The organism is Streptomyces sp. cg40, from assembly GCF_050320165.1.
Lineage (GTDB): Bacteria > Actinomycetota > Actinomycetes > Streptomycetales > Streptomycetaceae > Streptomyces > Streptomyces hokutonensis.
The window spans coordinates 2,458,701-2,481,881 of sequence record NZ_CP190128.1; the positions used below are offsets into that span (position 1 = coordinate 2,458,701).

The window sequence follows — 23,181 nt, forward strand, 5'->3', positions numbered from 1 at the left end:
GCACCCATGCTGCTGGCATTTCTGGCGACCGTCCTCGGCACAGTTGCGAGCACCTCGGTCACCGCACAGGCTGCCGACACGGACAGTAAGGCGCCCGCCGATTTCGTGGCGCTCCACGACGTGGCCCCCGCGATTCTGCAGGACATCCGCTACGCCACCCCCCACAATTTCATCGGCACGCCGATAAACGGCTATGTCGAACCGCTGTGCATCGTCACCGCCCCGACGGCGCAGGCCCTGGCGAAGGCCGAGCGCCACTTCCTGGCGCAGGGCTACACGCTGAAGGTCTACGACTGCTACCGGCCGCAGCGCGCGGTGGACCAGTTCGTCGACTGGGCGCAGGACCTGACCGACCTGACGATGAAGGACGAGTTCTATCCGCAGGTGGACAAGGCCAACCTATTCACCGACGGGTACATCGCGGCGAAATCGGGACACAGTCGCGGCAGCACGATCGACCTCACGCTCGTGAAGCTGCCGGCCCACCCGACGCGTCCTTACGTCCCCGGAGAAAAGCTTGAGCCGTGCTACGCGCCGGCCGCGCAGAGGTTCCCGGACAACTCGATCGACATGGGCACCGGATACGACTGCTTCGACACGCTCGCGCACACCCTCGACCCGCGCATCGTGGGAGTCCAGCACAGCAACAGACTGCTGCTCAAGGACGAGCTGGAGTCACTCGGATTCGTGAATCTCGCCGAGGAATGGTGGCACTTCACCTTCGCCGCCGAGCCCTACCCGTCCACCTACTTCGACTTCCCCGTCTCCCGATCCTCACTGACCGGCTGACCGGACAACCGAGACCTTTTTCGGTCCACCGACGTGCGGTGCCGTCCTTCCGACCGGGAGGGCGGCGCCGCTCAGCGAAGGAAGCAGAAACCATGACCGAACGATCCGCCTCCCCTCCGTCCGGATCCCGCCGCAGGCCGCTGGTGATACTTCTCTTCGGTGGCCGGAGCTCCGAGCACGGCGTCTCCGTCGTGACCGCAGGGGCCGTACTGCGAGCCATCGACCGGACGAAGTACGACGTCCTGCCTGTCGGCATCACCCGGGACGGCCGGTGGGTCCTGACGTCGGACGATCCTGGGCGCATGGTGATGGTCGACCGGCGGCAGCCCACGGTCGAGCAGCTCGCGGACACGGACCGGGGCAACATCGTGGTCTCCGTCGACCCGACCGATCGGACAGTCGTCTGCGGCGAACGCGGCGCGGCGCCGAAGGTCCTCGGCGAAGCGGACGTGGTCTTCCCCGTACTCCATGGACCGTACGGCGAGGACGGCACTGTGCAGGGCCTGCTGGAGCTGTCCGGCATCCCCTACGTCGGCGCGGGCGTTCTCGCCTCGGCGATCGGCCAGGACAAGGAGTACATGAAGAGGGTGTTCAGCGCGTTCGGTCTGGCGGTCGGGCCGTACTTGGTGATCAGGCCCCGCGAGTGGCACTCCCACGCGGCGGGCGCCCGCGCGCGGATCAGTGGCTTCGCCGACGCGTACGGCTGGCCGCTGTTCGTGAAACCCGCACGCGCCGGCTCTTCGATCGGTATCACCCGGGTCGACGGCAGGGAGGGGCTGGAGGACGCGATCGCGGAGGCGCACCGACACGACGCGAAGATCATCGTGGAGGCCCTGGTGCAGGGTCGCGAAATCGAGTGCGGCGTGCTCGAATTCCCCGATGGACCGCGGGCCAGCGTGCCGGCCGAGATCCCGGTGCCCGACGCACACGCGTACTACGACTTCGAGGCGAAGTACCTCGATTCCACCCCCGGAGTGGTGCCCGCGGCACTGACCGACAGCCAGACCCATGAGGTGCGCCGACTGGCACTCAAGGCGTTCGAGGCGGCTTCCTGCGAGGGCCTGGTCCGCGCGGACTTCTTCCTCACCGAGGACGGACAATTCGTGATCAACGAGATCAACACCATGCCCGGTTTCACCCCCGTCTCGATGTACCCGCAGATGTGGCAGGCCAGCGGCATCGGGTACGGAGACCTGGTGGACCGTCTGCTCCAGGCGGCGCTGCGGCGGTCCACCGGCCTCAGATGATCGGAGGCTCCCAGCCCGCAATGGGAGTACCGGCTGCGCCGGGCCGACTATTCGCCTGGTCTTTCGTGCGGAAGGAGTCCGGTTTGAATGGACGTCACCGGAGACTTCGGTGGCCACTTTATGTCAGCCAATCATGGCCGTGGATGCCGAGTGGCGCCAATGCCGTTTCGCGAAGAAGTTATGCCGGTTGGGCATCACCAAAGCCCAAGGAGTTTTTCCGGCAGGCAGTTCGACAGGAAAAGCAGCGTGGCTAACATGGCCGTCATGGATATCGATCTCCGGCGTCTCCGCTATTTCGTGACGGTTGCCGAAGAGCTCAGCTTTGTGCGTGGCGCCGAACGCCTGAACATGACGCAGCCCGCGCTGAGCCGGCAGATCCGCGCCCTTGAAGACGATCTTGGAGCGTCGTTGCTCCAGCGCGGCCCGCTGGGTACGGCGCTCACACCGGCCGGTGGTCAGCTGCTGGAGGACGCACGACCACTGCTCGCGGCATCGCTGGCTTTACAGCGGCGGGTCCGCCTCGCCAGCCGTGAGGGGCACCACTTCACCATCGGTTTCATGCCAGGGGTCATAGTCACGCCGATCGTCAGGCAGTTCCGGGCGCTGGCGCCGGAGGTCAATGTGCAGGTGCTGCACACGGCGCCCACCGACCAGGTCGACTATCTGCTCGACGGCCGTGTCGACGTCTGCTTCGTCCGGCTGCCGCTGCCGGTCGACACCTTCGAGATTGTTCCCCTGTTCCCCGAACCGCGCGTCGCGGCACTCTCCGACGAACATCCGCTGGCGCAGGCGCAGATCGTCGACATCGCGGAGCTGACGCCGTACCGCTTGCTGCAGGACTCCGATGACGTACCGGAGTGGCGTGGAACCGGCTTCCACGCGGCAGCGGTGCGCGACCGCCGGGAAGCAGACCGGCCCACCTCGATCGAGGAGAGCCTGGAAGCTGTCGCGTCCGGCACCGGGTTCATCGTCGTCCCGGCCGGCCTCGCCGATTTCTACCGTCGCCCCGACATCCGCTACGTCCAGCTCGCGGGGGTCGCCCCGCGCATGGTGGCGCTGGCGTACGCCAAGAACCGGAAGATGCCGTCCATCGACCAGTTCGCCAAGATCGTGATCGCGGCGCTCGGTTCGACGTAGAAGCGTCAACGGCCGACAGGCATGACCTGGGGCTTCCAGGCGTCATGCCCGATCGGCATGACGGTTCGGGCAATCGGCATTGGCGTGACAAGTCGTGGGCCGCAAGGCTCGGTTGAAGGCGTAACCCTCTGCCCGACGGAGGGCCCGAACATCGAGAAGGTTTTCATATGCCGAGCACTGAATGGCGCGAAGTCTTTCTGCCCGACGAGAGCACCCGGCACGCCGACCAGGCGCGCGTTTTCACTGAACTGCAACGCAAACGTCTGAAGAAGCAGGGCCACGGGAGAGCTCTGCATCGCAACGGAGTAGCCGCCCTGAAGGCTGTCCTCGCAGTGGAAGGAGATCTTCCCGAATATGCGCGGCAAGGGATTTTTGCCACTCCTTCTGCCTTTGAAGCACATGTTCGGCTGTCCAATGGAAACTTCTCCCTCGACCGGGCTCCGGACATCCGCGGTTTCGCGATCAAGGTGCTCGGCGCCTCTACGCCGTCGTCCACCGGCGTCGAGCAGAACTTCACCCTGGTCAGTCAGGAGACCCTGAAGGTCAGCGGTAGTGCGGACGTCGTCGGGATCGTCGATCTCTCCACGAGTGCGCCCGGCGCCGCGCTTCGAAAGGTCGCTACGAAGCCGCAGCTCACACGCAGCGCTGTCGTGAACTTCCGGGACATGGCGAAACCGTTCAGCGGATTCGCCACGCATGACTTCTTCAGCATCATGCCCATCACGTTCGGCGACTACGCCGCGCGGTTGAAGCTGTGCGCCGCCTCGACAGCGGTCAACAAAGAAGCACGCAAGGATCTCGCCGCCGACATCTTCGGGCGACTCGCCGACGACGACCTGGAGTTCCTCTTCCAAGCCCAGTTCTTCGAGGACGAGCGGCGCACGCCGATCGAGGACTCCTCGGTCCGCTGGGACGCGCCGTGGCTCACCGTGGCGCGCCTGTGCCTTCCTCGGCAAGCACCTGACGAGGCGTTGGCCGAGACCATCGAGAAGAGCAGCTTCAACCCGTGGATCGCGGCCACCGAGCATCGGCCCCTCGGAGAGTTGATGCGTGCCCGCCAGGCCGCGTATGCGCTCAGCTGGCACAACCGGGGCGTAGCGCCCTGACCGTGATCCATCCCAAAATCGCGAACCTCGTCGGCAACTCCACGTGCCCGCAAGAGGGTTGATGCCGGACCGGCATGCCGAACCCCCGGATAGGCATTGGCGCCGCGTGATCGGCCCGGGCCAGGATGTTCGACGTGCCCCACTTCGACCTCGGGGTCCCGGCGCGGCTGCGGTAACGCACTGCGTGGCGAGGACCCTGCGCGCCTGAGCGCAGCGATCGTCGAGCCGGAGCCGCTCAGACGGAGCGCGCGTCAACGACGGCACACCAACTCCCAGTCGGCGAGGCATCGCCATGCCTTGCCCTGCCCATCCCTCACGAAAGGCCCCTCGATGTCCCACCACCAGGATTCAGCCGTCGCGAAACAGGACCCTCGTCTGGACATCAGCGATGTCTACCTGTTCAAAGGGCGCAACGGCACCGTCTTCGTCATGAACACCAACCCGGTGTCGGCCGACAAGGGCTTCCACCCCGAGGCGCTGTACGAGTTCCACATCGACACCGACAACGACGCCGTGCAGGATCTGACGTTCCGGTTCAGATTCCTCGCGCCCGAACCCGACGGTCGGCAGGCTTGGGTGCTCGACCGGCTGACTGGTGCCGAGGCCGCCGACCGCAACGCCCCGGGGACTCCCGTGGCGACCGGCAGTACGGAGGAGATCGTCACCACGCCCGATAGCCTCAAAGCCTTCGTCGGCCGGGCCGGAGACCCGTTCTACCTCGACGGCACCGTCATCACGGCGGTCGTGACCGCGCTCCGGAACGGCGAAGCGGTGGACCTCTCCGCGTTCGACCCACAGCGGGCCTCGAACCTGTTCGCCGGCACGAACGTGACCGCCATCGTCCTCGAAGTACCTGACGACCTCGTCGGATCGGACACGATCGGTCTCTGGACCACCACCGCGCTGGACGACCACCACGGCGGCTGGCTGCAGATCAACCGGTGCGCGAAGCCGCTCGTCAGCACGCTGTTCGACGTCACCGAGGCCGGCTTCGACGATTACAACGCCACCGATCCGCGGGACGACCTCGACAACTACGGAGACCTCGTACGCCGGAAGGTCGCGGGTCTCGTGTCCGCCAACGACACGCACTCCGATCCGCAGGGCTACGGCGCCGCAACGCGGGACATCATCTTCCCGGATGTCCTGCACTACCAGGTGGGCACCGAAGCCGGCTTCGGTGCGAAGGCCCGCAACGGCAGGGGACTCACCGAGTCCGTTCCCGAAGCGATGTTCGAGATGGTGCTGAACGCTCCCGTCTCCATGGGCTTGGACGCCGGCTACGCCACTGGGACGCTGCGCGCCGAGTTCCCGTACTTGAGCGCACCGGCCTGATGCAACCAGGGCATCGGCCAGACGCCGAGCCCCGAACCTCATGGCACCCGGCCCGGCGGCCCTTTCCGAGTCGATCGCCGGGCCGGCTGCCTCACCACGTCCTCAGGTCCGAGCGGCGAAACCCGCTCCGTACCCGTCCCTTCCGGAACGAGGAAATTCCACCATGTCCCGCCGAATCCTGATCGCCTGCGCGAGCTTCGGTTACCTGTTCATCGCACTGTTCTTCGCTGCCCTGTTGATCGCCCACTGGATACCGCCGATGGCGCCGAACTGGTCGGCGGAGCGGGTGGCGGCCTTCTATACGGACCACGCGAACTCGATCCGTACCGGCCTCGTGGTCATGCTCGTCGGGGCGGTGGCGACCGCCCCCTTCGTCGCGGCGCTGTCGAGTCTGATCCGGCGTATCGACTCGCGGCTGGCGCCGTTGGCTGCCATACAACTCGTCTGTGGTGCCGCGAATGTGGCCGCGATCTTCGTACCGGTCCTGATCTTCACCGCGACGGCTTACCGGCCGGACCGTTCGCCCGACATCACGATGGCGCTCAACGACCTGGGCTGGATCAGCTTGGTCATGAACGCCTTTCCGGCGATCGGACAGGCCACCGTGGTCGGAGTGGCGATCCTGGCCGACAAGCGCCCCACGCCGCTTCTGCCCCGCTGGGCCGCGTACCTGAACTTCTGGATGGCCTTCCTCTTCCTGCCGAGCATCCTGCTGACCTACTTCAAGACCGGTCCCTTCGCCTGGAACGGCATCCTCTCGTTCTGGGTCGCGGCCAGCGCCTTCGGCGCCTGGTTCCTCGTCATGACGTACCTGATGGTGCGGGCCGCGAGCCGGGTGGACGACGACCGGGCCCCGGCCGTCCTCGAACCCGTGGCATGACCGCCACCGCGGCCGAGACCGAGCACTCGGCACCACCGCACCACCGCCACATCCCCGGCGAGCCGGGTCTGTGGATCTTCCTCCTCGGCGACATGATCATGTTCTCGGTGTTCTTCGGCTTCATCGCGGTACTGCACGGCCGCCACCCGAGGATGTTCCGGGCCTCCCAACAGGCCCTCCATCCAGACCTGGGACTGCTGAACACTCTGCTCCTGCTGACCGCCTCGGCGCTGGTGGCCCGCGGGCTGCGACAGCTGCGATCCGGCAGATCCGCGCGAACACTGCCATGGGCGCTTCTGTGCGCGCTCGGCTTCGCCGCCGTCAAGGGTTGTGAATACGCGCTGGTGATTCGCGACGGGCATACACCGAGCAGCAACGACTTCTTCATGTACTACTTCGTCTTCACCGGAATCCACCTGGCCCACCTGACGATCGGGATAGGCGCCCTGACGGTCCTCGTCGTCCTGTCCCGTCGGCAGGCCCTGAGCCCGGGCCACCTGCTGGTCGCCGAGGGGGCGGCTGCGTACTGGCACATGGTGGACCTGCTCTGGCTCGTCCTCTTCCCGCTCTTCTACCTGGTGGCGTGACGCATGTGGGTCTTTCCGGCACTCGTCCTGGCCACGCTGTCGAGTTGGCTGCTGGGCGTCGAAGGCAGCACGTCGACCGCGATCGGCTGCGCGGTCGTGGCGATCGCGCTGATCAAGGTACGCCTGGTCGGCCTGCACTTCATGGAGCTACGCAATGCCCCGGCGGCCCTCCGCGTCGCCTTCGAGATCTATGTCGCGGTCACGGGCACCACCTTGCTCACGCTCTATCTGGTCCTCTGAAAGGTCAATGCCCATTCGGCATGAGCGGCGACATCATCGGCATTGGCCATATTCGACGAATTCCTCAATAATTTCCTCAGCGACTCCCCAATAGAAGGGAGTTGAAGAGAATCGGAGGTGAAAAAATGAGGAAGCAGCACTCCTGGTAAATCGACCGACCGCTCCGGTTCCCTTTCATCGGTTCCGGAGCGGTCGCGCATTCCGCGCAATATCCACCATCGCGAGAAACAGGATCCATCACCTTGCGGGCCCCACGTCCTTCGATGCCGGCGCCGCTGCGCCATTCCGCATTCAGAAAACTCTGGTCCGCCACCACTCTGGCCGCCCTGGGCGATGCCATCTCCTCGGTGGCCCTGCCGCTGGCCGCGATCGAGGTCCTGGACGCCGACGCCGTCCAAAGCGCGGTTCTGTCGGCCGTGATCTGGCTCCCGAGCCTGTTCCTGGCCATACCGGCCGGCTCCTACGCCGACCGGACGGGATACCACCGCAGACTCCTGGCCGGTGCCAATCTCCTGCGGGTCGCCACCCTGAGCAGCGTGCCGATCGCAACGGCCTTCGGCGTGCTCTCGCTCATCCAACTGGCCTTCGTCCTGGCCGTCATCGGCCTGTGCTCGGTGCTGTCGAATGTCAGCGAGAGCGGCCTGTTCGCCACCACCCTGCCGTCCGAGCTCTACGTGGCAGGGCAGGCGGCCTCCTACACAGGCCAGACCGCCGCGATCCTTGCCGGTCCCGCCATCGGTGGATTGCTGGTCCAGCTCGCGGGTGTACCGGCAGCGGTAGGAGTGGACGCAGGCACCGCCGTCACGGCGGCCCTGTTCCTCCTCCGGCTGCGCACGGTCGAGCGCCACCACGAACCCGACTCCACGCAGAGCCGTGACCGGCGGCCGGGTCTGGCCTTCATCCGGCGAAATCCGCTGATCAGAACCGCCCTCTCGGTCACCGCCACCGGCAACTTCTTCAACATGCTCTTCCTGTCGGTGCTCGTCTGGTACTACGTCCACAAGCTGTCCCTGACCAGCGCCCAGATCGGGTTCGTCTTCAGCGTGCAGGCCATCGGGGGACTCGCCGGCGCGGCGCTGGCCTCCCGGCTCGCCCGCCGCATCGGCCTGGGCCGGATGCTCCTGGTCGGTTGCGTGCTGTCACACGCTCCGCTCCTCGTGATCCCCGCCGTCGGCGCCACCGGCAGCCTCGTCTTCGCTCTGGTCCTGGCCTCGACACTGCTGGGCGGCGTCGGTGAGTCCGTTCAGGACATCTCCGTCGGCTCCGTGTTCGCGCTGGTGGTGCCCCCACACCTCCGGTCACAGACCCGGGGCGCGTACCAGACCGTGAGCTTCGGACTCCGGCCGCTGGGCTCGGTCGCCGGTGCCCTCATCGCCGCGACAGCGGGAATCCCCGTGGCGCTGTGGGTCGGCGCGATCGGCGGAACCCTTGCCTGCCTCTGGCTTCTTCCCTCACGCCTGCTGTCGTTCCGCGGACAGGACGAGACGTCCGAGCAGCCGGAAGGCGCCACCGCTCTCTCGCAATGACGCGGGGAACCCCAGGGCGGGCGGCACGCCTGACCCGAGTGGGTAAAGTCCCGGCGAGCCGAACGGAGCCGGGGGCGGTATGAGTAGCTCAATCAGCCAGATCATGGTCGTGATTCTGGGGATCGGCGGCACCCTCGCGTCCGCCTTGCTCACCCAGCGCAGCGCCAACCGCGCCAGGGACCGTGAGCTGCAGCATGCGAGACAACTCCAGGCGGATGAGCGCGAATACGTCACTCGACAGACTCAGCTCGAAACGCGGCGCACCTGCTACGCCGCTCTCAACGCCGGCACTCGCGACTTCGTCAACGTGATGACGAAGCTCGTCCATGCTCTGGACAGGGGCGAGGTGACCGAGGAACTGCGGGCAGAACTGGACCGATCACGCCGGGACCATCGCTTGCGTCACGCGGAGGCCCAGATGGTCCTGCCTGACGCCGTCATGGCGGCAGCCAGCACCGCCAACCGTCATTTTGGTGATCTCTACGGTCTGTTGATGCGGCTTGACAGAGGTATCGCCGAACCGGGAGAGAGCGTCGAAGCCGCCCGGGAGAGCATGAACCGGCTGTGGGACTCCCTATGGAAAATGCGCCACATCATGCGCGTCGACCTCGGGATCACACCACCCGATCCGGGCTCGTAGACCTGTTTCCACAGGCCATCACGGCCCACTGGGCAGGCTCATATGAGTTTGTTGCGGATGGCGTAGGAGACGGCGTGGACGCGGTTGCGCAGTCCGAGACGGTTGATGACTCCGTAGAGGATCTTCTTGATGTTGCGTTCGGAATAGCACATCGTGTCGGCCACCTCGGCGAGGTCCAGGCCCTGCGCCACCAGGCGGAGTACGTCGATCTCCCGGGTGCTCAGGCCGGACGACGTCAGGCCCCTGGGTACCAGCACATTGCGCTGGAGGCGGTCCGCCTGGTCGAGCAGTTCGCCCTGTACCGCGGACGGCAACAGCGCTTCACCGGCGGCGACCGCCAGCACGGCACGGATCAGGACCTGCGGCTGTGCCTCGGCCCGCCAGAGCACGGCCCGTATTCCGCACTGGGCCGCCACCGTCAAGTCGGCGTACCAGCCGTCGCTGACGACGAGCACGATCCGTGTCGGAGGCGGCATGGGCAGGCTCCGCAGGGCTTCCAGAGTGGAGTTGTCGGCGGTCTGGACCGCGGCCACCACGACGTCCGCCTCCGCCACCGTGGTGAGCGCCATTTTCGGTCCGCGGCTCAGCCCGGCCGCCAACCCGGCGTGTGTCACCGGGTCCGCGGCGTCCACGGCCACCGGGACCGAGGTCGTGGGCAGCTGTCTGACGACGTCTGCACGCGGCCGGAGCATCGGTCTGCTCGCATTCTGCGGACGTCTGATCCTCGGCGAGTCGGTGGCTGCCGGGCCGATCGGGGGACGCCGGTCCGTTTCGGCCTGGCGCTGCGTCGGCACCAGCCGTGCCGGGGCTCCCGTCGAGTGGCTGCTCATCGCTGCTCGCTTTCTGAAGTGAACGTGCCTGTCGGGTCAGCGCCGTTGGGCGCGGCCGACAGCCGGTGGGTGGACACCGATCGCGATCCGACCGGTCGGGAGGAGACCTGCGCCCAGACGACCGCGAGCCACACCAGCGCGCGGTCGCTGTGTCTTTGCAGGTCGAGGCCGGTGAGCTTCTCGATCTGCCTGATCCGGTACAGCAGGGTGTTGCGGTGCAGATGAAGGGCGGCCGTGGTGGAGGCGTTGTCGAACTGGTTCTCGGCCAGGCAGGCGAGAGTCGCCGTCAGTGCGCCGTTGTCCCCGCCTGTCAGCGGGCCGAAGACCCGGCGGGTCACCGCGTCCGCGAGTTCGGGAGAGTGCGCCAGGAGCAGCTGGGGCAGGAAATCCTCGACCCGGACCCGTCCACGCCGGTTGGACCGCGACGCGACAGCGACCAGGAGACGCAGATTGTCGACAGCGGTCCGAAGGCCGGTCCGGCCGGTCGGCAAGTCCTGTGCCAGGAGCAGCCGTTGGTCTGCCACGAACACGGACCAGTCGAACGTGAGACTGGTGAGTCCGGTGACGCGGGCGTCCTCGACGAAGGCCAGGGCTCCGGCGCCGCGCAGACGGGCCGCCAGTTCGGCGCGCTCGGCGGGGGCGGACTTGTCGAGCAGCACGACGAAAGGGACGTACGGAGGTGTCAGGTCGAAGCCGAGCCGAGCGGCACGTTCTTGGTCCTCCACCGTGATGGGCAGGTCGGCGCAGAGCCGGTCGAAGACCGTGTGCGCCCGGCGGTCGCCTCGCGCGGACGGCAGGTCGGCCTGGTCCTCGTATGCCTGCGTGTACATCCGCGTCACCATGTCGAGGTAGCTGTCGAGGTGACGCAGCCCCTGGTCTGTCCAGTCCGCCGGCTGCGCGCGTTCCCTCTCGGTGGCCAGGCCGAGCACGGCGTCCCAGAAGGCGCGCACGCCCCTGCGTTGGAGCAGCAGGCCGCCTTCAAGCGGCTGTCCGGCGGCGGCGCACTCCCGCGCCCGCTCGTACATCTCTGACAGGACGCACGAGTCCGGGGGCGTGCCCGTCACCATCCAGTGCAGGAGCAGGCCGACGTGCCGGCGCAGCGAGGCACGAAGAGCGGAAGCCTCACAATGGCGTGCCAGGCTCGCGTATTCGGACGTATGGCGAAGTACGGGTTCCATGCGCTGGGCCACGGCATCGGCGTCGAGATGTTCCAGGACGTCACGCAAAGCCGCTGTCGCGACGGCGGTGTGCTCGGATCCGTCGGTCATGACGGACAGGCACGAACCGGGGAGAGGAGCGAGCGCCACGCGGTGACGTCGTGTGCCACAGCGCTCGGGGTGTGCCCGGTGGACGGCGTGGCCCTTCCCCGGTGCCGGCGCGATCCCATGGTGATTCCTTTCGTGGGGCACATCCGCCCCGCAGGCCCGACGTCCCGGTGTGGGGCCGATGCCCGAAGGCGTGCCTGTCGGGTGTTCGTGCACAACTGCCTTGGCAGCAGCGGCTGTTGCTGCCCTTCGCACCGGTCTGACCATGGTGGACCGGTCGGGCGCGACCGCGCCAATGCCTATCTGTTCGATTCTGAAGCCGTTTCGGCATATGCCGTGATGGGCGTGGCTACGATGAGCCTCATGGACCTCGACATACGCCGGATGCGCTACTTCGTGGCCGTGGCCGAGGAGTGCAGCTTCGTGCGGGCGGCGAGCCGTCTCTACATGACCCAGCCTGCGCTCAGCCGTCAGATCCGCGCACTGGAGGAGGATCTGGACGTGGTCCTCTTCCTGCGTGACCGGCAGGGCACCGTACTCACGCGGGCGGGGCACCAGTTGCTGGAGGACGCCCGGCCGATGCTGGCGATGGCGCAGGCGGTGCAGCAGCGGGTGCGGACGGCGAACCGGGAGGTGAACCAGTTCACCATCGGCTTCATGCCGGGTGTCACGGTCACCCCCATCGTGCGGGAGTTCGCACGCATGGCGCCGCAACTCGACATCGATGTCGTGCACACGTCGATCACCGACCAGGTCGACTTCCTCCTCGACGGGCGGGTCGACGTCTGCTACGTCCGACTGCCCTTGCCGGAAGGCATGTTCGAGGTGGTCCCCCTCTTCCCGGAGCCCCGTGTGGTGGCGCTGTCGAGTGAGCATCCCCTCGCGGAACTCAAGGCGGTGCACGTCGAGGAACTACGGGACATGACCTTGTTGCAGGACCCGCGGGACGTACCGGAGTGGCGGGGGCGTGTCCCGCGCGATCCGGTGACGCCGCAGGGGGACACCGGACGCTTCCCGGCGACGATCGAGGAGTGCCTGCAGACCGTCGCCTTCGGGTCCGGTTGCTATGTCATGCCGGCCGGCACAGCCGGCTTCTACCACCGTGACGACGTCGTCTACCTGACGCTGGAGGGCGTCGCTCCGCGCATGGTCGCCCTGGCCTACTCCAAACACCGGACCATGCCCGAGCTGCTGCAGTTCGCGGAACTCTCGCGTCGCATGCTCGGCCCGGGCCCGGAGTAACGCCCGGCTCCAGTTCCTCACAACAGGGCCCGTGATCGGTGAACGCACGCCACCGGCAAGGTCGTTGTGCCGGTGCCCAAAGAATCGAGATCATGCTGGTCCTGTGCACGTTGCCCATGGCTGTGTCACGCGGCGAGACTGACACACAGGCATCTGCGGTCGTGGGACCCGGCATCTCGGACGGGCGCGCGGCAAGGTGCCCTCACCGTCTCCGCGTCGCGAGGGGGTGACCGGCACCGGACGTCGCTCACGGGCGGCGCAGTGGGCGGGCGCCGAGTCCGCCGCCTCCTGGTCCGGTCGAATGTCGAACGGCAACTGCGCTGGAGTTCCGCCCTCATGTCAACACTCGTCACTGTCGGACGTCACCGCCTGCAGCGCCTTCTTGGCCGCGGAGGTTTCGGTCTGGTCTGGCTCGCCCATGACGACCTGCTCGACGCCCCGGTCGCGGTGAAGGTCATGGCGGAGAAGTGGGTTCACCGGGCCGATCTCCGGGAGCGTTTCCTGGACGAGGCCCGGCTGCTGCGCCAGGCCGCGTCGGATCGTGTGGTGCAGGTGTACGACATCGGTCAACTGCCGGACGGGCGGCCGTACTTCGTCATGACCTACGCCGACAGGGGAACCCTGGCCGACCGCGTGGCCCAGGGGCCCCTGGGCGTGGACCAGGCGCTGCGGTTCGCGGTGCAGGCCGCACGGGGCGTGGCCGACCTGCACGCGGTCGGCATCGTGCACCGTGACATCAAGCCGTCCAACATCCTGCTCCAGACGGTGTCGGGCGGCCGTGAGCGGCTGCTGGTGGCCGATCTCGGCCTGGCCAAGAGTCTGGCGCAGTCCGCGGGACTGACACAGGGCGTGGGATCGCCCGGCTACATGGCTCCGGAGCAGGTCCCGGAGGACATGTTGGTCGATGTCGACGAGCGGGCCGACGTCTACGGTCTGGGCGTACTCACCTACGAGTTGCTGACCGGGACCCTGCCGGGCTCGACGCAACAACTCGACTGGCCCGGACCGCCGCACCCCCAGGTGCCGACGCCAGTCCGGCGCGTGACGCGACGCGCCCTCGACCCCGAGCGGGAGCGGCGCTGGGCAGATGCCGCCGAGTTCGCGGACGCACTCGAAGCCGCCGGTGCCACGACCACCCGCAGCCGCCTGTCCCGAACCGCCGCAACCGGCAAGCGCACCCGCGCACGGAGAGTGGGGGCCGCTCTCGCCGGTACCGCCGTCCTCGTGACCGCGGGGCTGGCCACACGCGCGGCCTTCGAAGCGGACTCCGCCGCCGACACGAAACCCCGCGCGGGGGCCGGCGGCACAGCGATCGCCGAGCCGTACGCGACCTCCTCCACGGCCTCGACATCACCGTCCCCGCACCGAGCACCCGCCGTTTCGGCTTCGTCGGCTTCACCCACACCGTCGGCCACACGGCCATCAAGCCCCTCGGCGGGACTGGGCACCCAAGCGACGAAAACGACGAGTCCCACGGGCAAGGCGGCAGCCCCGGACCCGAGCAACCCTGCATCGACCCCGCCCGTATGGACGACGCTGACCGTGCGCCATGACCAGCAGTTGATGCCGGGCGAGTCCTGGCAGACCAACCGGACGACCATGACGATGCAGACCGACGGCAACCTCGTCATCTACGACGAGGACCACCACCGGCGCTGGTCCTCGGGCACCACCGGCACCGGATATCGCGCCATCATGCAGGCCGACGGCAACCTCGTCGTCTACGACAAGGACACCTGGGGCGTCTGGAGCTCCGCCACTTCCGGGCACGACGGCGCCTATCTGTACTTCGGCACCGACGGCGACGTCAGCGTGGTCTACCAGGGCACCACCCTTTGGTCCGCCGACACCCGGCACTGACCCGGTGACGGTGTCAGGGGACATCCAGGGAGTAATTCCTCCCTCCTCCTCCGCACGTCATCGGTGTCATGCTGAGCGGTATGACCAGCAACGTCCCCCTCAACGAGCTGGGAGAATTCCTCAAGTAGCGCCGTACCGAGCTGAGCCCGCGCACCGTCGGACTGCCCGACACCGGACGGCCCCGCCGGGTGGCGGGGCTGCGCCGCGAGGAGGTCGCCCAGCTCGCCAACATCAGCACCGACTACTACACGCGGCTCGAGCAGGGACGTATGCAGGCGTCCGCTCCCGTGCTCGACGTCCTGGCCCGGGTGTGCTCCACCTGGGCGACGACGAGCGCGGTTACCTCTTCCAGCTCGCCGGCAGGGCCACTGCCCGCACCGGGAGCCGAGGCCGGCAGAAGGTCCAGCCGCAGCCCCAGCGGGTGCTGGACGATCTCACCGCGACCCCGGCCATCGTGCAGGGGCGACGCGGCGACATCCTCGCCTGGAACGCACTGGCCGCCGCCCTGGTCACCGACTTCTCCCGGGTCCCGGAGAAGCACCGCAACTATCCCCGGATCCAGTTCACCGATCCGGCGATGCGCACCCTGTACGCCGACTGGGAGATGTCCGCGCAGATCTCCGTGGCGCAGCTGCGGATGGAGGCCGCGAAGTATCCCGAGGACCCCCGTCTGGTCGAGCTGGTCGGCGAACTGTCGCTGCGCGACGAGCAGTTCGCCCAGTGGTGGGGCGATCACCGCGTCGCCGCACGCACCGTGGGCACCAAGACCCTCAACCACCCGGTCGTCGGTGAACTCACCCTGGACTGGGACACGTTGACCGCCAACACCGACCAGGACCAGCACCTGACCGTCTGGACCGCGGCCCCCGGCTCCGCCACCCACGACTGCCTGCGCATCCTCGCCTCCTGGGCCGCCGGCCAGAACCTGCCCGCGTCCGCGCGACCGGCCTGACCACCGGGACGGTGTCTGCCGGACAGGAGACGAGCCGCACAGTGGTCAGGCGGAGTTGCTGCTCCTGACCGCGTGGCCGGGGTCCGCCGCCCAGGAGGCCAGCATGCGGAGGCTGTCGTGGGTCGGGGTGCCGGATTCGGCGGTCCAGACGATGATCTGGAGGTTGGTGTCGGCGGCCCAGGTGACGGCGTTCCAGTCCAGGTGCAGGTCGCCGACGACCGGGTGGCGCAGGTGCTTGGTGCCGGTGTCGCGGACGGCGACGTTGTGGGCGCCCCACCACTTGCGGAACTGTTCGTCCCGGATCGACAACTCGCCTACCAGAGCGGCGAGTTGTGTGTCCCCGGGGTTGTTCGTGTTGTGCATCCGCAGCTGTGCGATGGCCAGCCGGGTGACGCCCTCCCAGTCCGCGTACAGCTCGCGCATCGTGGGGTCGGTGATGAGCAGCCTTATGTAGTAGCGCTGCTTCTCCGGGATCTTCCCGAAGTCGGTGATCAGAGCGGCGCCCATCGTGTTCCAGGCGACGATCTCGGTGCGCGGTCCGATCACGAAGGCTGGGGTGTGCGCCATGTCGTCGAGCATGCGCTGCAGTTGCGGCTGTGCCTTGGGACGCGGCTGACGGCGGGGCGGCCGGAATTCGTCCTTGGCCGCAAGCTCGTACAGATAGGCGCGCTGGTCCTCGTCCAAGTGCAGGACCCCTGCGCCCTGCCTGTCACCTACGGATACTTCTGCGCCTACAGCGGTACGAATTGGCATGGTACGTCCATACCCATGGACAAGTGCGCCCGCTACAGGATCCCGTGGACGGCTGACGGATCGTGGGTCGACAACCAGACCACAGGTACCGTTGCCAACTTCTTGGACGACAGTGGCGTCTCACGCTGGAATGACGGAGGCGCTTTCAACATGGACGACGACGCGCCCTGGTACTGGGTCCACTGGGTGCAGAACTGCTGAGTGGCGGTCAGCAGCCCTCCGAATAGGGGCGCACCTGCACAGGACTCGCCCTGGCCGAGACCACCCCGGGGCCGCTGATCACGGTGGTGCGGTTCGTCGCGTTCGTCGGCGTCTATTGCGATCCGGGCGCCCGCAACCCCTGGGCCGCCGCCCCGCTCGGTCGCCGCCGTCGTCGGTGCCATCGCCAACCTCGCCCTCTGCTTCGCGCAGCACACGCTCTTCAGCAGGGTCGACGACGCCTCGTGGGGAACTCTGCGCCTCCAACTGCTCGGCCTGGCGACCGTTCGGCCCACCGCTCTGTTCATCACGCTCGCGGCCCTCGTCGTGATTTCCGGAACCCGCATCCGGCTCGGCCGGGTGATGCCCGATGATGGTCGGGCCATGACCATGCCCTGTACGACGACGCACCGTGCGCCTCTGCCCGTTCTGCGGGCCGCGGTGTTCGCCGCCGTAGGGACGGTGCTGGGCGTGAGCGCCCATCATCTGATCGCCGAGGGGCCGGCGCCGTGGCGGCAGAGTGCCTGGGCGGCCGCCGTGCTCTTCGGTATCGGGCTCGCCGGTGCCCGGCGTCCGCGCACACTGGGCGCGGTGACGGCGTCGAGCGCCGCCGCCCAAACGGGCCTGCATCTGTGGCTGTCGACGACGCACGCGCACACCGCGATGCCGGCGACCAGGGATGTCCACCACCCCATGGACGCCCATGGTGCCTGGCACGAACGGCTGCACGGTTCGCTCACGATGACCGCCATACACGCCGTCGCCGTCGTATTCGTCGCGGTACTGCTGCACCGCGCGGACGCGGCGTGCTGGTCGCTGGCGCGCGGACTGACGCGGGTGGGGGACGGTGTTCGGGCGCGGATCGCCACGGTCTGGGCGTTGCTGAGCGACCGCGCGGCTCCGCCGACGGGAAATCTGCCGACACTCGACCCCGCGTGGCGGGAACGTCCGCCGCCCCAGGGAGTGGCGCTCACGGATGCAGTGGTGCGGCGGGGTCCTCCGCCGTCGGGGTTCGTCCTCGCCAACTGACCCCGCCGGACGGCACTTTCGCCGCTCCGCGCACCATCACGCCTGGAGACACCCATGTCCCACCACAGCAGTACCCGTATCCTCGCCCGGCGCCTGACGATCGCCACCGCCACGGCCGTCACCGCCGTCCTCCTCACCGCCGGTCCGGTCGCCGCCCACGTGGAGGTCGAGTCGGAGAAGGCCCAGGCCCTCGCCGAGAACGTCGGGATCAGCTTCGACGCCGAGTCTGAGTCCAGCACCGCCGGGATCACCGAGATCCGGGTCGTCCTGCCCGAGGGCATCGACCCTGCCGGAGTGACGTACGGCGAAGGCCCCAAGGGCTGGAAGTTCACCGCCGCCGCCGACGGCTACACCGTCAAGGGCCCCGCGGTGAAGGCCGGCGTGAACGCCGAGTACTCGGTCGTCGTCAAGCAGCTCCCCGACGCGAAGGAGCTGGCCTTCAAGACGCTTCAGTCCTACAGCGACGGGCGCACCGACCGCTGGATCGAACTGGACGACAGCGGCGAGAACCCGGCCCCGGTCCTCAAGCTGAAGGCAGCCGCACCGGGCGCCGAAGCCGCCGACTCCTCTCCCAGCCCGTCGGCGTCCCCGACTCCGTCCCCGACGCCTTCGGCCGAGGAGACCACTACCGCCCCCTCCACCTCGCAGGCGGCCGACACGACGAAGGACGACGACAGCGGGCTGTCGGCCGGTGCCTGGACGGGCATCGTCGCGGCGATCCTCGCCGTGGCCGCGGTCGTCGCCTTCGCCCTACGGCGTCGCGGCGGCGCGACGCAGGAGTGAGCCGTCGCTGAAGCCGCGCTGAGCCGTGGGCTCCGCCACCCCTCACCGTGGAGGGTGGAGCCCACGTACTCCGCACGGTCAACAGTGCTCTCAGCGGCCCGCCGAGACCAGATGTGCCGTGTCCGCCGGCAGGACGGCCGGAGCGATGGCCACCGCCACCGGCAGCAACGCCACCGCCAGCGTCGCGACCAGCATCGTCGCCGACAGCAACCGGCTCGCGGGACGCAATGCCGCGCCGATCAGACGATGGACACGGCCAGCAGGATGGGATCCCGTCATGGCCGGCAGGCCCGGCCCGCCCGGACCTGAGCCGGGCGCGGCGGACATCTCCAGCAGGGCCTTGGCGAGACGCCGTACCTCGTCGGCATATCCGCGCAGCAGTCCGGTCCGGCCGAGGGCGGCGGCGAGTTCGTCGCCGGAGAGCAGCTCCAGGGCGGCAGTGGTCACGACGATGCGGGAGCCGCGGCGCGAACCGGGGATGCAGAAGGCCGCCGGGGCGGGATGGTCCAGGACACGGACCGCGGGCTCGGATCCGTCTCGCTTCCCTTCGGTGCACGCGCCTTGCCCGGACTGCGCGTCGGCGGTCAACCGGTACCGGTCGCGGTCATGGCGCGGCCGCAGTGAGCGGCGCAGGGTGAGTACGGACAGAGTTCCGGCACCGAGCAGCAGAGTGGGTACGGACAGAGTTCCAGCACCGAGCAGCAGGGCGAGGAGGGCCGCCTCGGCGATGCCGGCGGCCTGCCAGGCGTCCCCGTAGGCGGCGTGGACCTGGTACTTGTCGGCTTTGAAGAGCCAGACCATGCCGTGTTCCCACTGGTTATGGGTCGTCAGGACGAGGGCGAGGGGAAGATCCTCCAAGGGGGTTCGGTCTGGCGGACGTTCGTCGACGAAGGCTGGATCTGGCAGGACATCGGCGTGGCGGACTCCATGCACTTCGACACCGGCTACCCGTCGAAGCCGTACGCCGGTCCCGCGCCAACTCGCCGTCGCGGACCGCCGATCCGACCTCGTGAACATGTGCGGTACCTGAGAGTTTCCGCGGCGGAGTCACGCGCCGGGAGCGACAGGAACAGCCCAGCGCCCACATGCCGACCGCGCCTGACCCGCCTCTCGTGAAATCCCTGTGCCCGCGCTGTCCGCTCCTCACAGCCGCGCGTGCCATCAATGTGCGGTGACGTAGATCCCCGGGTCTTCGCCGTCGCGAACATCTCACGAGAGCGGGTGCGCACAGCATGCTGAGTCTCCTCAAGCCGGCCGCCGGGCTCGCCTGTCTGGTGGCTCTCGCCTGTGCGGGCTGTTCGTCGGGCGGCGGTGGGTCCTCTGCCACGGCGACGCAGGCAAGCACGCCGGCCTCTTCCCCGCCGCGGCAGTTGTCGAGCGGCTTCCAGCCGTACGTCAGCGCCATCACGGCCTCGGACCTCGACTCCGCCGGCTCCCCGTCGACGTACAACCTGGCCTTCGTGCTGGCCGGCGGCAGCGGCTGTACGCCGAAATGGAACGGCAACTACGCCATCGGCACCAAGGCGGTGAAGTCGAGGATCTCGGCTCTGACGCGGATCGCGAACTCGAAGACGCCGGACGCCTTGGTGCGTGTCTCGTTCGGCGGGGCCACCGGTACGGAACTGGCCCAGACCTGCGACAGCGCGGCGGACCTCGCGAAGGCGTATGGGACCGCTCTGGACGCCGCGGGTGCCGCCCAGGCCGACTTCGACATCGAGGGCACCGCCCTCACCGACACCGCCTCGATCGAACTGCGCTCCAGGGCGATCGCGCTGCTGCGGAAGCAACGGCCCGAGCTGAAGGTGTCGTTCACCCTGCCCGTCACTCCGACCGGCCTGACGGACGACGCGGTCGCCGTGCTCAACTCGGCGAACGACAACGGGGTTTCGGTCTCCACCGTCAACATCATGGCGATGAACTACGGCACTTCGTACACCGGCGACATGGGCGACTACGCCGTCTCCGCCGCGAAAGCCGTCCATGACCAGCTGGCCCATGTCTTCGGCCTCTCCTCGGCCGCCGCCTGGCGGGGTCTCGCCGTGACGGTGATGATCGGGAAGAACGACGTCGCCGGAGAGACGTTCTCCCTGTCCGACGCGGCCCAGGTGCACGCCCTGGCGACCGAGAAGAGCCTGGCCCGGGTCTCGATGTGGGCGACTTTCCGGGACCGGCAGTGCGCCGACAGTTCCTCGTCCGGTACCGCGAGCAGCGAGTGCAGCGGAGTCAGCCAGCAGGACGGCGCCTTCGCGAAGGCCCTGGCGGGCTGAGCAACGCGAGAACGGGCGGGCGGCGCAGGCACGAGCCCTGCGCCGCCCGCCCGTTTCATCGCCGCTTCCTCCTCAGCTCAGCAGAGCGACCGGTCGCGGCGAGGTGAGATGCCCCACCCGGTGCAGCCGCGCCACCAGCCCCGCGCACGCGAAGCCGGTACCGGCGAGCGCCGCCCACGGCAGCCAGCGCACCCCCGTGTCGAACAGCGCCCCGACGGCGAGGTTGCCCAGCGAGATCGCGATGCCGGAGGCGGTGTTGTAGGCGCCGTAGTACGTCGCCACCAGCCGGTCGCCGGAGAGCCGTACGACGGTGTCCATCTCGAAGGGGTAGAGCAGGGCCCCGCCCCAGGCCAGCAGAGCCGCACACACAGCGAGGGCGAGGACGCCGGTCACCACACCCGGCTCACCGGGCAGCAGCGGCAGGAAGGCAGCCCCCATCACCACCAGCCCGCACACGATGGCACGCGGACCGGACAGGGTCCGTTTCGCCCACGCCGTCAGTTTCAGCTGGCCCGACAGCGCGGCCAGCGCCGAGACCGCGAAGACCGCGCCGGTCACCAACCCCGTGCGCTCGCCGAAGAGTTCACGGGCGCGCAGCGGGAGGGCGAGATAGACCTGGAAGGCGAGGACGTACGAGCCGGTCATGGCGGCGGCGAAGAGGAGGAAGGGCCGGTTGGCGGCGACGGTACGCCAGTCGGCGGCGACCGCGCGCCAGGCGGGTTCGGCGCTCCGGTCCTTCGGTGGGCGGGCCGGGAGCGCGCGGGCCTGAAGGACGGCCAGGGCGCCGAAGATGAGCGCGGCGACCGCGCACACCGCGCCGAAGTCCCAGGCCAGCAGGGCGAGTCCGGCGAGGGGTCCGACGAGGATGCCGGCCTGGTAGAAGACGTTGAAGGCGGCGAAGGCCTCCACTCTGCGCTCCTCGCCCGCCTCGGCGGCGAGGTAGGCGCGGACCGCCGGGTTGAACAGCGCCCCCGCCAGACCGGTCAGCGCCGAGGCGACGATCAGCACCGGCAGGCTCCCGGCGACCGCGAGCAGCCCGAAGGCGACCGTCCGCAGGGCGCAGCCGGCCAGGATCATCGGCTTGCAGCCGTAGCGGTCGGCGAGGGTGCCGCCGACGAGGAACATGCCCTGCTGGGAGAGGTTGCGCACGCCGAGGACGAGCCCGACCGTCCAGGCGGCCAGGCCCAGGCCGTGTGCAAGGTGGTCGGCGAGGTACGGCATCAGCATGTAGAAGCCGAGGTTGATGGCGAACTGGTTGACCATCAGCAGCCGCGCCGGCCGGTCGAAGGAGGCCACCTGGGCCCGCAGTCCCCTCATCGGACGGCACCCGCCTTCGCGTTCGCGGCCCGGTCTCGTCCGAGTGGGTCGCTGACCCGGCGGCACCGGGTCCAGCCGGTCACCACGCACTCATCAGGGGCGGCGATCTCGTCGGGTTCCCGAGGCACATGCTGCCCGAGCAGGCCGTGCTCGTGGCACCAGGCGTCGTTGTAGACGGTCTCCAGATAGCGGTGCGGCCCGTCGGGGAAGATCGCGGCGATCCTGGTCCCGGGCGGATACGTCCGCGCGGCCCAGCCCGCGACCAGGGCGACCGCGCCGACACTCCAGCCGCCGGAGGCGTAGTGACGGCGGGCCAGCTGCCGACAGGCCCACACCGCCTCGCCCGCCGCCACCCAGTGGACCTCGGTGAAGGCGTCGTAGTCGACGTTGGACGGGTGGATGCTGGAGCCCAGGCCGCGCATCAGGCGGGTCGCGGCGGGCTGGCCGAAGATGGTCGAGCCGACCGCGTCCACGCCGAGCAGCCGCAGCTCGGGGCAGTGCTCGCGCAGCCCCGTCGCGATGCCGGCCGAGTGACCGCCGGTGCCGACCGCCGCCACCAGGACGTCGATACGGCCGAGTTGGGCGATGAGCTCGGCGGCCAGTGGGCGGTAGGCGGCCACGTTGTCGGGGTTGTGGTACTGGTCCGGGCAGTAGGCGCCCGGGGCGCGGGTGAGGAGTTCGGCGACGCGTTCACGGCGGGCCTGTTGCCAGCCGCCGTCCGGGTGCGGGCGGGTGACGTGGTCGACGTGCGCCCCGAGCGCGGTGAGCAGGCGGACCATGGCGGGTTCCATGCCGGGGTCGGTGACGACGGTGACCGGGTGGCCGTACGTCAGTCCGGCCAGGGCCAGCCCCAGGCCGAGGGTTCCGCTGGAGGACTCGACGATCGGCGCGCCGGCGGTGAGTTCTCCGCGGCGCCGGGCCCCGCGGACCATGTGCAGGCCGGGACGGTCCTTGATACCGCCGGGGTTGGTGCCCTCCAGCTTGGCGTAGAAGCCGCGGCCGGGCGGGGCGAAGGGCTCGTCGATCCACAGGACCGGGGTGTTGCCGACGAGTTGGGCCGGGCGGCGGGCGACGGTGGGGAGGGGCGCGTGCGCACCGGGCGGTTCAGGGGATTCGACGGTTTCGAGAAGGGAAACGCGCATGACTGTACGGCTCCTTCGCGCCCGGGTTTCGGGGCGGGCGCGGTGCTGGTGGGTCG

Annotated in this window: 21 protein-coding genes and 1 pseudogene; 16 read left to right on the forward strand and 6 right to left on the reverse strand. The window is 68.7% G+C overall.

Annotated features, from left to right (window positions below; translation table 11 throughout):
* The first annotated feature begins 6 nt into the window (after positions 1–6).
* The 10 genes from ACQHII_RS10845 to ACQHII_RS10890 all read left to right on the forward strand — a co-directional run bounded on the left by ACQHII_RS10845 (position 7) and on the right by ACQHII_RS10890 (position 9,487).
* A complete protein-coding gene (locus ACQHII_RS10845; protein ID WP_427919091.1) occupies positions 7–789 on the forward strand; it encodes a M15 family metallopeptidase in 783 nt (260 codons plus the stop codon).
* Between the two features lie 92 nt (positions 790–881).
* On the forward strand, positions 882–2,036 hold the full coding sequence (locus ACQHII_RS10850) for a D-alanine--D-alanine ligase family protein (protein ID WP_427919092.1): 1,155 nt from the start codon (positions 882–884) through the stop codon (positions 2,034–2,036).
* Positions 2,037–2,300: 264 nt separating this feature from the next.
* Positions 2,301–3,173 (forward strand): LysR family transcriptional regulator, encoded by an 873-nt coding sequence (locus tag ACQHII_RS10855; RefSeq protein WP_026178816.1) that lies wholly within the window; start codon positions 2,301–2,303, stop codon positions 3,171–3,173.
* Between the two features lie 167 nt (positions 3,174–3,340).
* Positions 3,341–4,279 carry a hypothetical protein gene (locus tag ACQHII_RS10860; RefSeq protein WP_427919093.1) on the forward strand — a complete coding sequence of 313 codons (939 nt, stop codon included), beginning with the start codon at positions 3,341–3,343 and terminating at the stop codon, positions 4,277–4,279.
* A 330-nt stretch (positions 4,280–4,609) separates the two neighbouring features.
* A complete protein-coding gene (locus tag ACQHII_RS10865; protein ID WP_427919094.1) occupies positions 4,610–5,614 on the forward strand; it encodes a DUF4331 family protein in 1,005 nt (334 codons plus the stop codon).
* 163 nt (positions 5,615–5,777) lie between these two features.
* Positions 5,778–6,494 (forward strand): hypothetical protein, encoded by a 717-nt coding sequence (locus ACQHII_RS10870; RefSeq protein ID WP_019070430.1) that lies wholly within the window; start codon positions 5,778–5,780, stop codon positions 6,492–6,494.
* Positions 6,491–7,081 carry a cytochrome c oxidase subunit 3 gene (locus ACQHII_RS10875; RefSeq protein WP_427919095.1) on the forward strand — a complete coding sequence of 197 codons (591 nt, stop codon included), beginning with the start codon at positions 6,491–6,493 and terminating at the stop codon, positions 7,079–7,081. Before ACQHII_RS10870 ends, ACQHII_RS10875 begins: the two co-directional genes overlap by 4 nt.
* Before the next feature lie 3 nt (positions 7,082–7,084).
* Positions 7,085–7,321 (forward strand): cytochrome C oxidase subunit IV family protein, encoded by a 237-nt coding sequence (locus ACQHII_RS10880; RefSeq protein ID WP_019070432.1) that lies wholly within the window; start codon positions 7,085–7,087, stop codon positions 7,319–7,321.
* A 263-nt stretch (positions 7,322–7,584) separates the two neighbouring features.
* Entirely contained in the window at positions 7,585–8,847 is a 1,263-nt protein-coding gene (locus tag ACQHII_RS10885; RefSeq protein ID WP_427919096.1) for an MFS transporter, read from the forward strand.
* A gap of 79 nt (positions 8,848–8,926) precedes the next feature.
* Complete coding sequence (locus ACQHII_RS10890; protein WP_427919097.1) at positions 8,927–9,487, forward strand: hypothetical protein; 561 nt, start codon at positions 8,927–8,929, stop codon at positions 9,485–9,487.
* A gap of 38 nt (positions 9,488–9,525) precedes the next feature.
* Here ACQHII_RS10890 and ACQHII_RS10895 read toward each other — a convergent pair whose 3' ends face one another.
* Together ACQHII_RS10895 and ACQHII_RS10900 are read right to left on the reverse strand one after the other, a co-directional pair.
* Complete coding sequence (locus ACQHII_RS10895; protein WP_427919098.1) at positions 9,526–10,317, reverse strand: response regulator transcription factor; 792 nt, start codon at positions 10,315–10,317, stop codon at positions 9,526–9,528.
* Positions 10,314–11,585 carry a PucR family transcriptional regulator gene (locus ACQHII_RS10900; RefSeq protein WP_427919099.1) on the reverse strand — a complete coding sequence of 424 codons (1,272 nt, stop codon included), beginning with the start codon at positions 11,583–11,585 and terminating at the stop codon, positions 10,314–10,316. The genes ACQHII_RS10895 and ACQHII_RS10900 overlap by 4 nt, the downstream gene beginning before the upstream one ends.
* A gap of 360 nt (positions 11,586–11,945) precedes the next feature.
* Between ACQHII_RS10900 and ACQHII_RS10905 the strand changes: the two genes are divergently transcribed.
* The 3 genes and pseudogenes from ACQHII_RS10905 (at position 11,946) to ACQHII_RS10915 (ending at position 15,636) form a co-directional block, all read left to right on the forward strand.
* Positions 11,946–12,824, forward strand: a complete 879-nt coding sequence (locus ACQHII_RS10905; protein ID WP_200679577.1) for a LysR family transcriptional regulator — start codon at positions 11,946–11,948, stop codon at positions 12,822–12,824.
* Between the two features lie 336 nt (positions 12,825–13,160).
* On the forward strand, positions 13,161–14,684 hold the full coding sequence (locus tag ACQHII_RS10910; RefSeq protein WP_427919100.1) for a protein kinase domain-containing protein: 1,524 nt from the start codon (positions 13,161–13,163) through the stop codon (positions 14,682–14,684).
* 140 nt (positions 14,685–14,824) lie between these two features.
* Positions 14,825–15,636: pseudogene (locus tag ACQHII_RS10915) on the forward strand (helix-turn-helix domain-containing protein).
* A 45-nt stretch (positions 15,637–15,681) separates the two neighbouring features.
* Here the strand turns inward: ACQHII_RS10915 and ACQHII_RS10920 are convergent.
* Positions 15,682–16,320, reverse strand: a complete 639-nt coding sequence (locus ACQHII_RS10920; RefSeq protein WP_427919101.1) for a transcriptional regulator — start codon at positions 16,318–16,320, stop codon at positions 15,682–15,684.
* Between the two features lie 651 nt (positions 16,321–16,971).
* Between ACQHII_RS10920 and ACQHII_RS10925 the strand changes: the two genes are divergently transcribed.
* Positions 16,972–17,616, forward strand: coding sequence for a hypothetical protein (locus ACQHII_RS10925; RefSeq protein ID WP_427919102.1), 645 nt, complete (start codon positions 16,972–16,974; stop codon positions 17,614–17,616).
* Positions 17,617–17,670: 54 nt separating this feature from the next.
* Entirely contained in the window at positions 17,671–18,399 is a 729-nt protein-coding gene (locus tag ACQHII_RS10930; RefSeq protein ID WP_427919103.1) for a DUF1775 domain-containing protein, read from the forward strand.
* Positions 18,400–18,489: 90 nt separating this feature from the next.
* Here ACQHII_RS10930 and ACQHII_RS10935 read toward each other — a convergent pair whose 3' ends face one another.
* Positions 18,490–19,257, reverse strand: coding sequence for a hypothetical protein (locus tag ACQHII_RS10935; protein WP_427919104.1), 768 nt, complete (start codon positions 19,255–19,257; stop codon positions 18,490–18,492).
* A gap of 374 nt (positions 19,258–19,631) precedes the next feature.
* On the opposite strand from ACQHII_RS10935, the gene ACQHII_RS10940 reads away from it, so the two are divergent.
* Complete coding sequence (locus ACQHII_RS10940) at positions 19,632–20,666, forward strand: chitinase (RefSeq protein ID WP_427919105.1); 1,035 nt, start codon at positions 19,632–19,634, stop codon at positions 20,664–20,666.
* A 72-nt stretch (positions 20,667–20,738) separates the two neighbouring features.
* Here the strand turns inward: ACQHII_RS10940 and ACQHII_RS10945 are convergent, their stop codons facing one another.
* Positions 20,739–21,983 carry an MDR family MFS transporter gene (locus tag ACQHII_RS10945; RefSeq protein ID WP_427919106.1) on the reverse strand — a complete coding sequence of 415 codons (1,245 nt, stop codon included), beginning with the start codon at positions 21,981–21,983 and terminating at the stop codon, positions 20,739–20,741.
* Positions 21,980–23,125, reverse strand: a complete 1,146-nt coding sequence (locus tag ACQHII_RS10950) for a PLP-dependent cysteine synthase family protein (protein WP_427919107.1) — start codon at positions 23,123–23,125, stop codon at positions 21,980–21,982. Before ACQHII_RS10950 ends, ACQHII_RS10945 begins: the two co-directional genes overlap by 4 nt.
* Between the last annotated feature and the right edge of the window lie 56 nt (positions 23,126–23,181).

Coding starts and splice junctions, on each gene's coding strand:
- ACQHII_RS10845 (WP_427919091.1), top strand. CDS start 7: ATGCTGCTGGCATTTCTGGCGACCGTCCTCGGCACAGTTGCGAGCACC.
- ACQHII_RS10850 (WP_427919092.1), top strand. CDS start 882: ATGACCGAACGATCCGCCTCCCCTCCGTCCGGATCCCGCCGCAGGCCG.
- ACQHII_RS10855 (WP_026178816.1), top strand. CDS start 2,301: ATGGATATCGATCTCCGGCGTCTCCGCTATTTCGTGACGGTTGCCGAA.
- ACQHII_RS10860 (WP_427919093.1), top strand. CDS start 3,341: ATGCCGAGCACTGAATGGCGCGAAGTCTTTCTGCCCGACGAGAGCACC.
- ACQHII_RS10865 (WP_427919094.1), top strand. CDS start 4,610: ATGTCCCACCACCAGGATTCAGCCGTCGCGAAACAGGACCCTCGTCTG.
- ACQHII_RS10870 (WP_019070430.1), top strand. CDS start 5,778: ATGTCCCGCCGAATCCTGATCGCCTGCGCGAGCTTCGGTTACCTGTTC.
- ACQHII_RS10875 (WP_427919095.1), top strand. CDS start 6,491: ATGACCGCCACCGCGGCCGAGACCGAGCACTCGGCACCACCGCACCAC.
- ACQHII_RS10880 (WP_019070432.1), top strand. CDS start 7,085: ATGTGGGTCTTTCCGGCACTCGTCCTGGCCACGCTGTCGAGTTGGCTG.
- ACQHII_RS10885 (WP_427919096.1), top strand. CDS start 7,585: ATGCCGGCGCCGCTGCGCCATTCCGCATTCAGAAAACTCTGGTCCGCC.
- ACQHII_RS10890 (WP_427919097.1), top strand. CDS start 8,927: ATGAGTAGCTCAATCAGCCAGATCATGGTCGTGATTCTGGGGATCGGC.
- ACQHII_RS10895 (WP_427919098.1), bottom strand. CDS start 10,317: ATGAGCAGCCACTCGACGGGAGCCCCGGCACGGCTGGTGCCGACGCAG.
- ACQHII_RS10900 (WP_427919099.1), bottom strand. CDS start 11,585: ATGACCGACGGATCCGAGCACACCGCCGTCGCGACAGCGGCTTTGCGT.
- ACQHII_RS10905 (WP_200679577.1), top strand. CDS start 11,946: ATGGACCTCGACATACGCCGGATGCGCTACTTCGTGGCCGTGGCCGAG.
- ACQHII_RS10910 (WP_427919100.1), top strand. CDS start 13,161: ATGTCAACACTCGTCACTGTCGGACGTCACCGCCTGCAGCGCCTTCTT.
- ACQHII_RS10925 (WP_427919102.1), top strand. CDS start 16,972: ATGACCATGCCCTGTACGACGACGCACCGTGCGCCTCTGCCCGTTCTG.
- ACQHII_RS10930 (WP_427919103.1), top strand. CDS start 17,671: ATGTCCCACCACAGCAGTACCCGTATCCTCGCCCGGCGCCTGACGATC.
- ACQHII_RS10940 (WP_427919105.1), top strand. CDS start 19,632: ATGCTGAGTCTCCTCAAGCCGGCCGCCGGGCTCGCCTGTCTGGTGGCT.
- ACQHII_RS10945 (WP_427919106.1), bottom strand. CDS start 21,983: ATGAGGGGACTGCGGGCCCAGGTGGCCTCCTTCGACCGGCCGGCGCGG.
- ACQHII_RS10950 (WP_427919107.1), bottom strand. CDS start 23,125: ATGCGCGTTTCCCTTCTCGAAACCGTCGAATCCCCTGAACCGCCCGGT.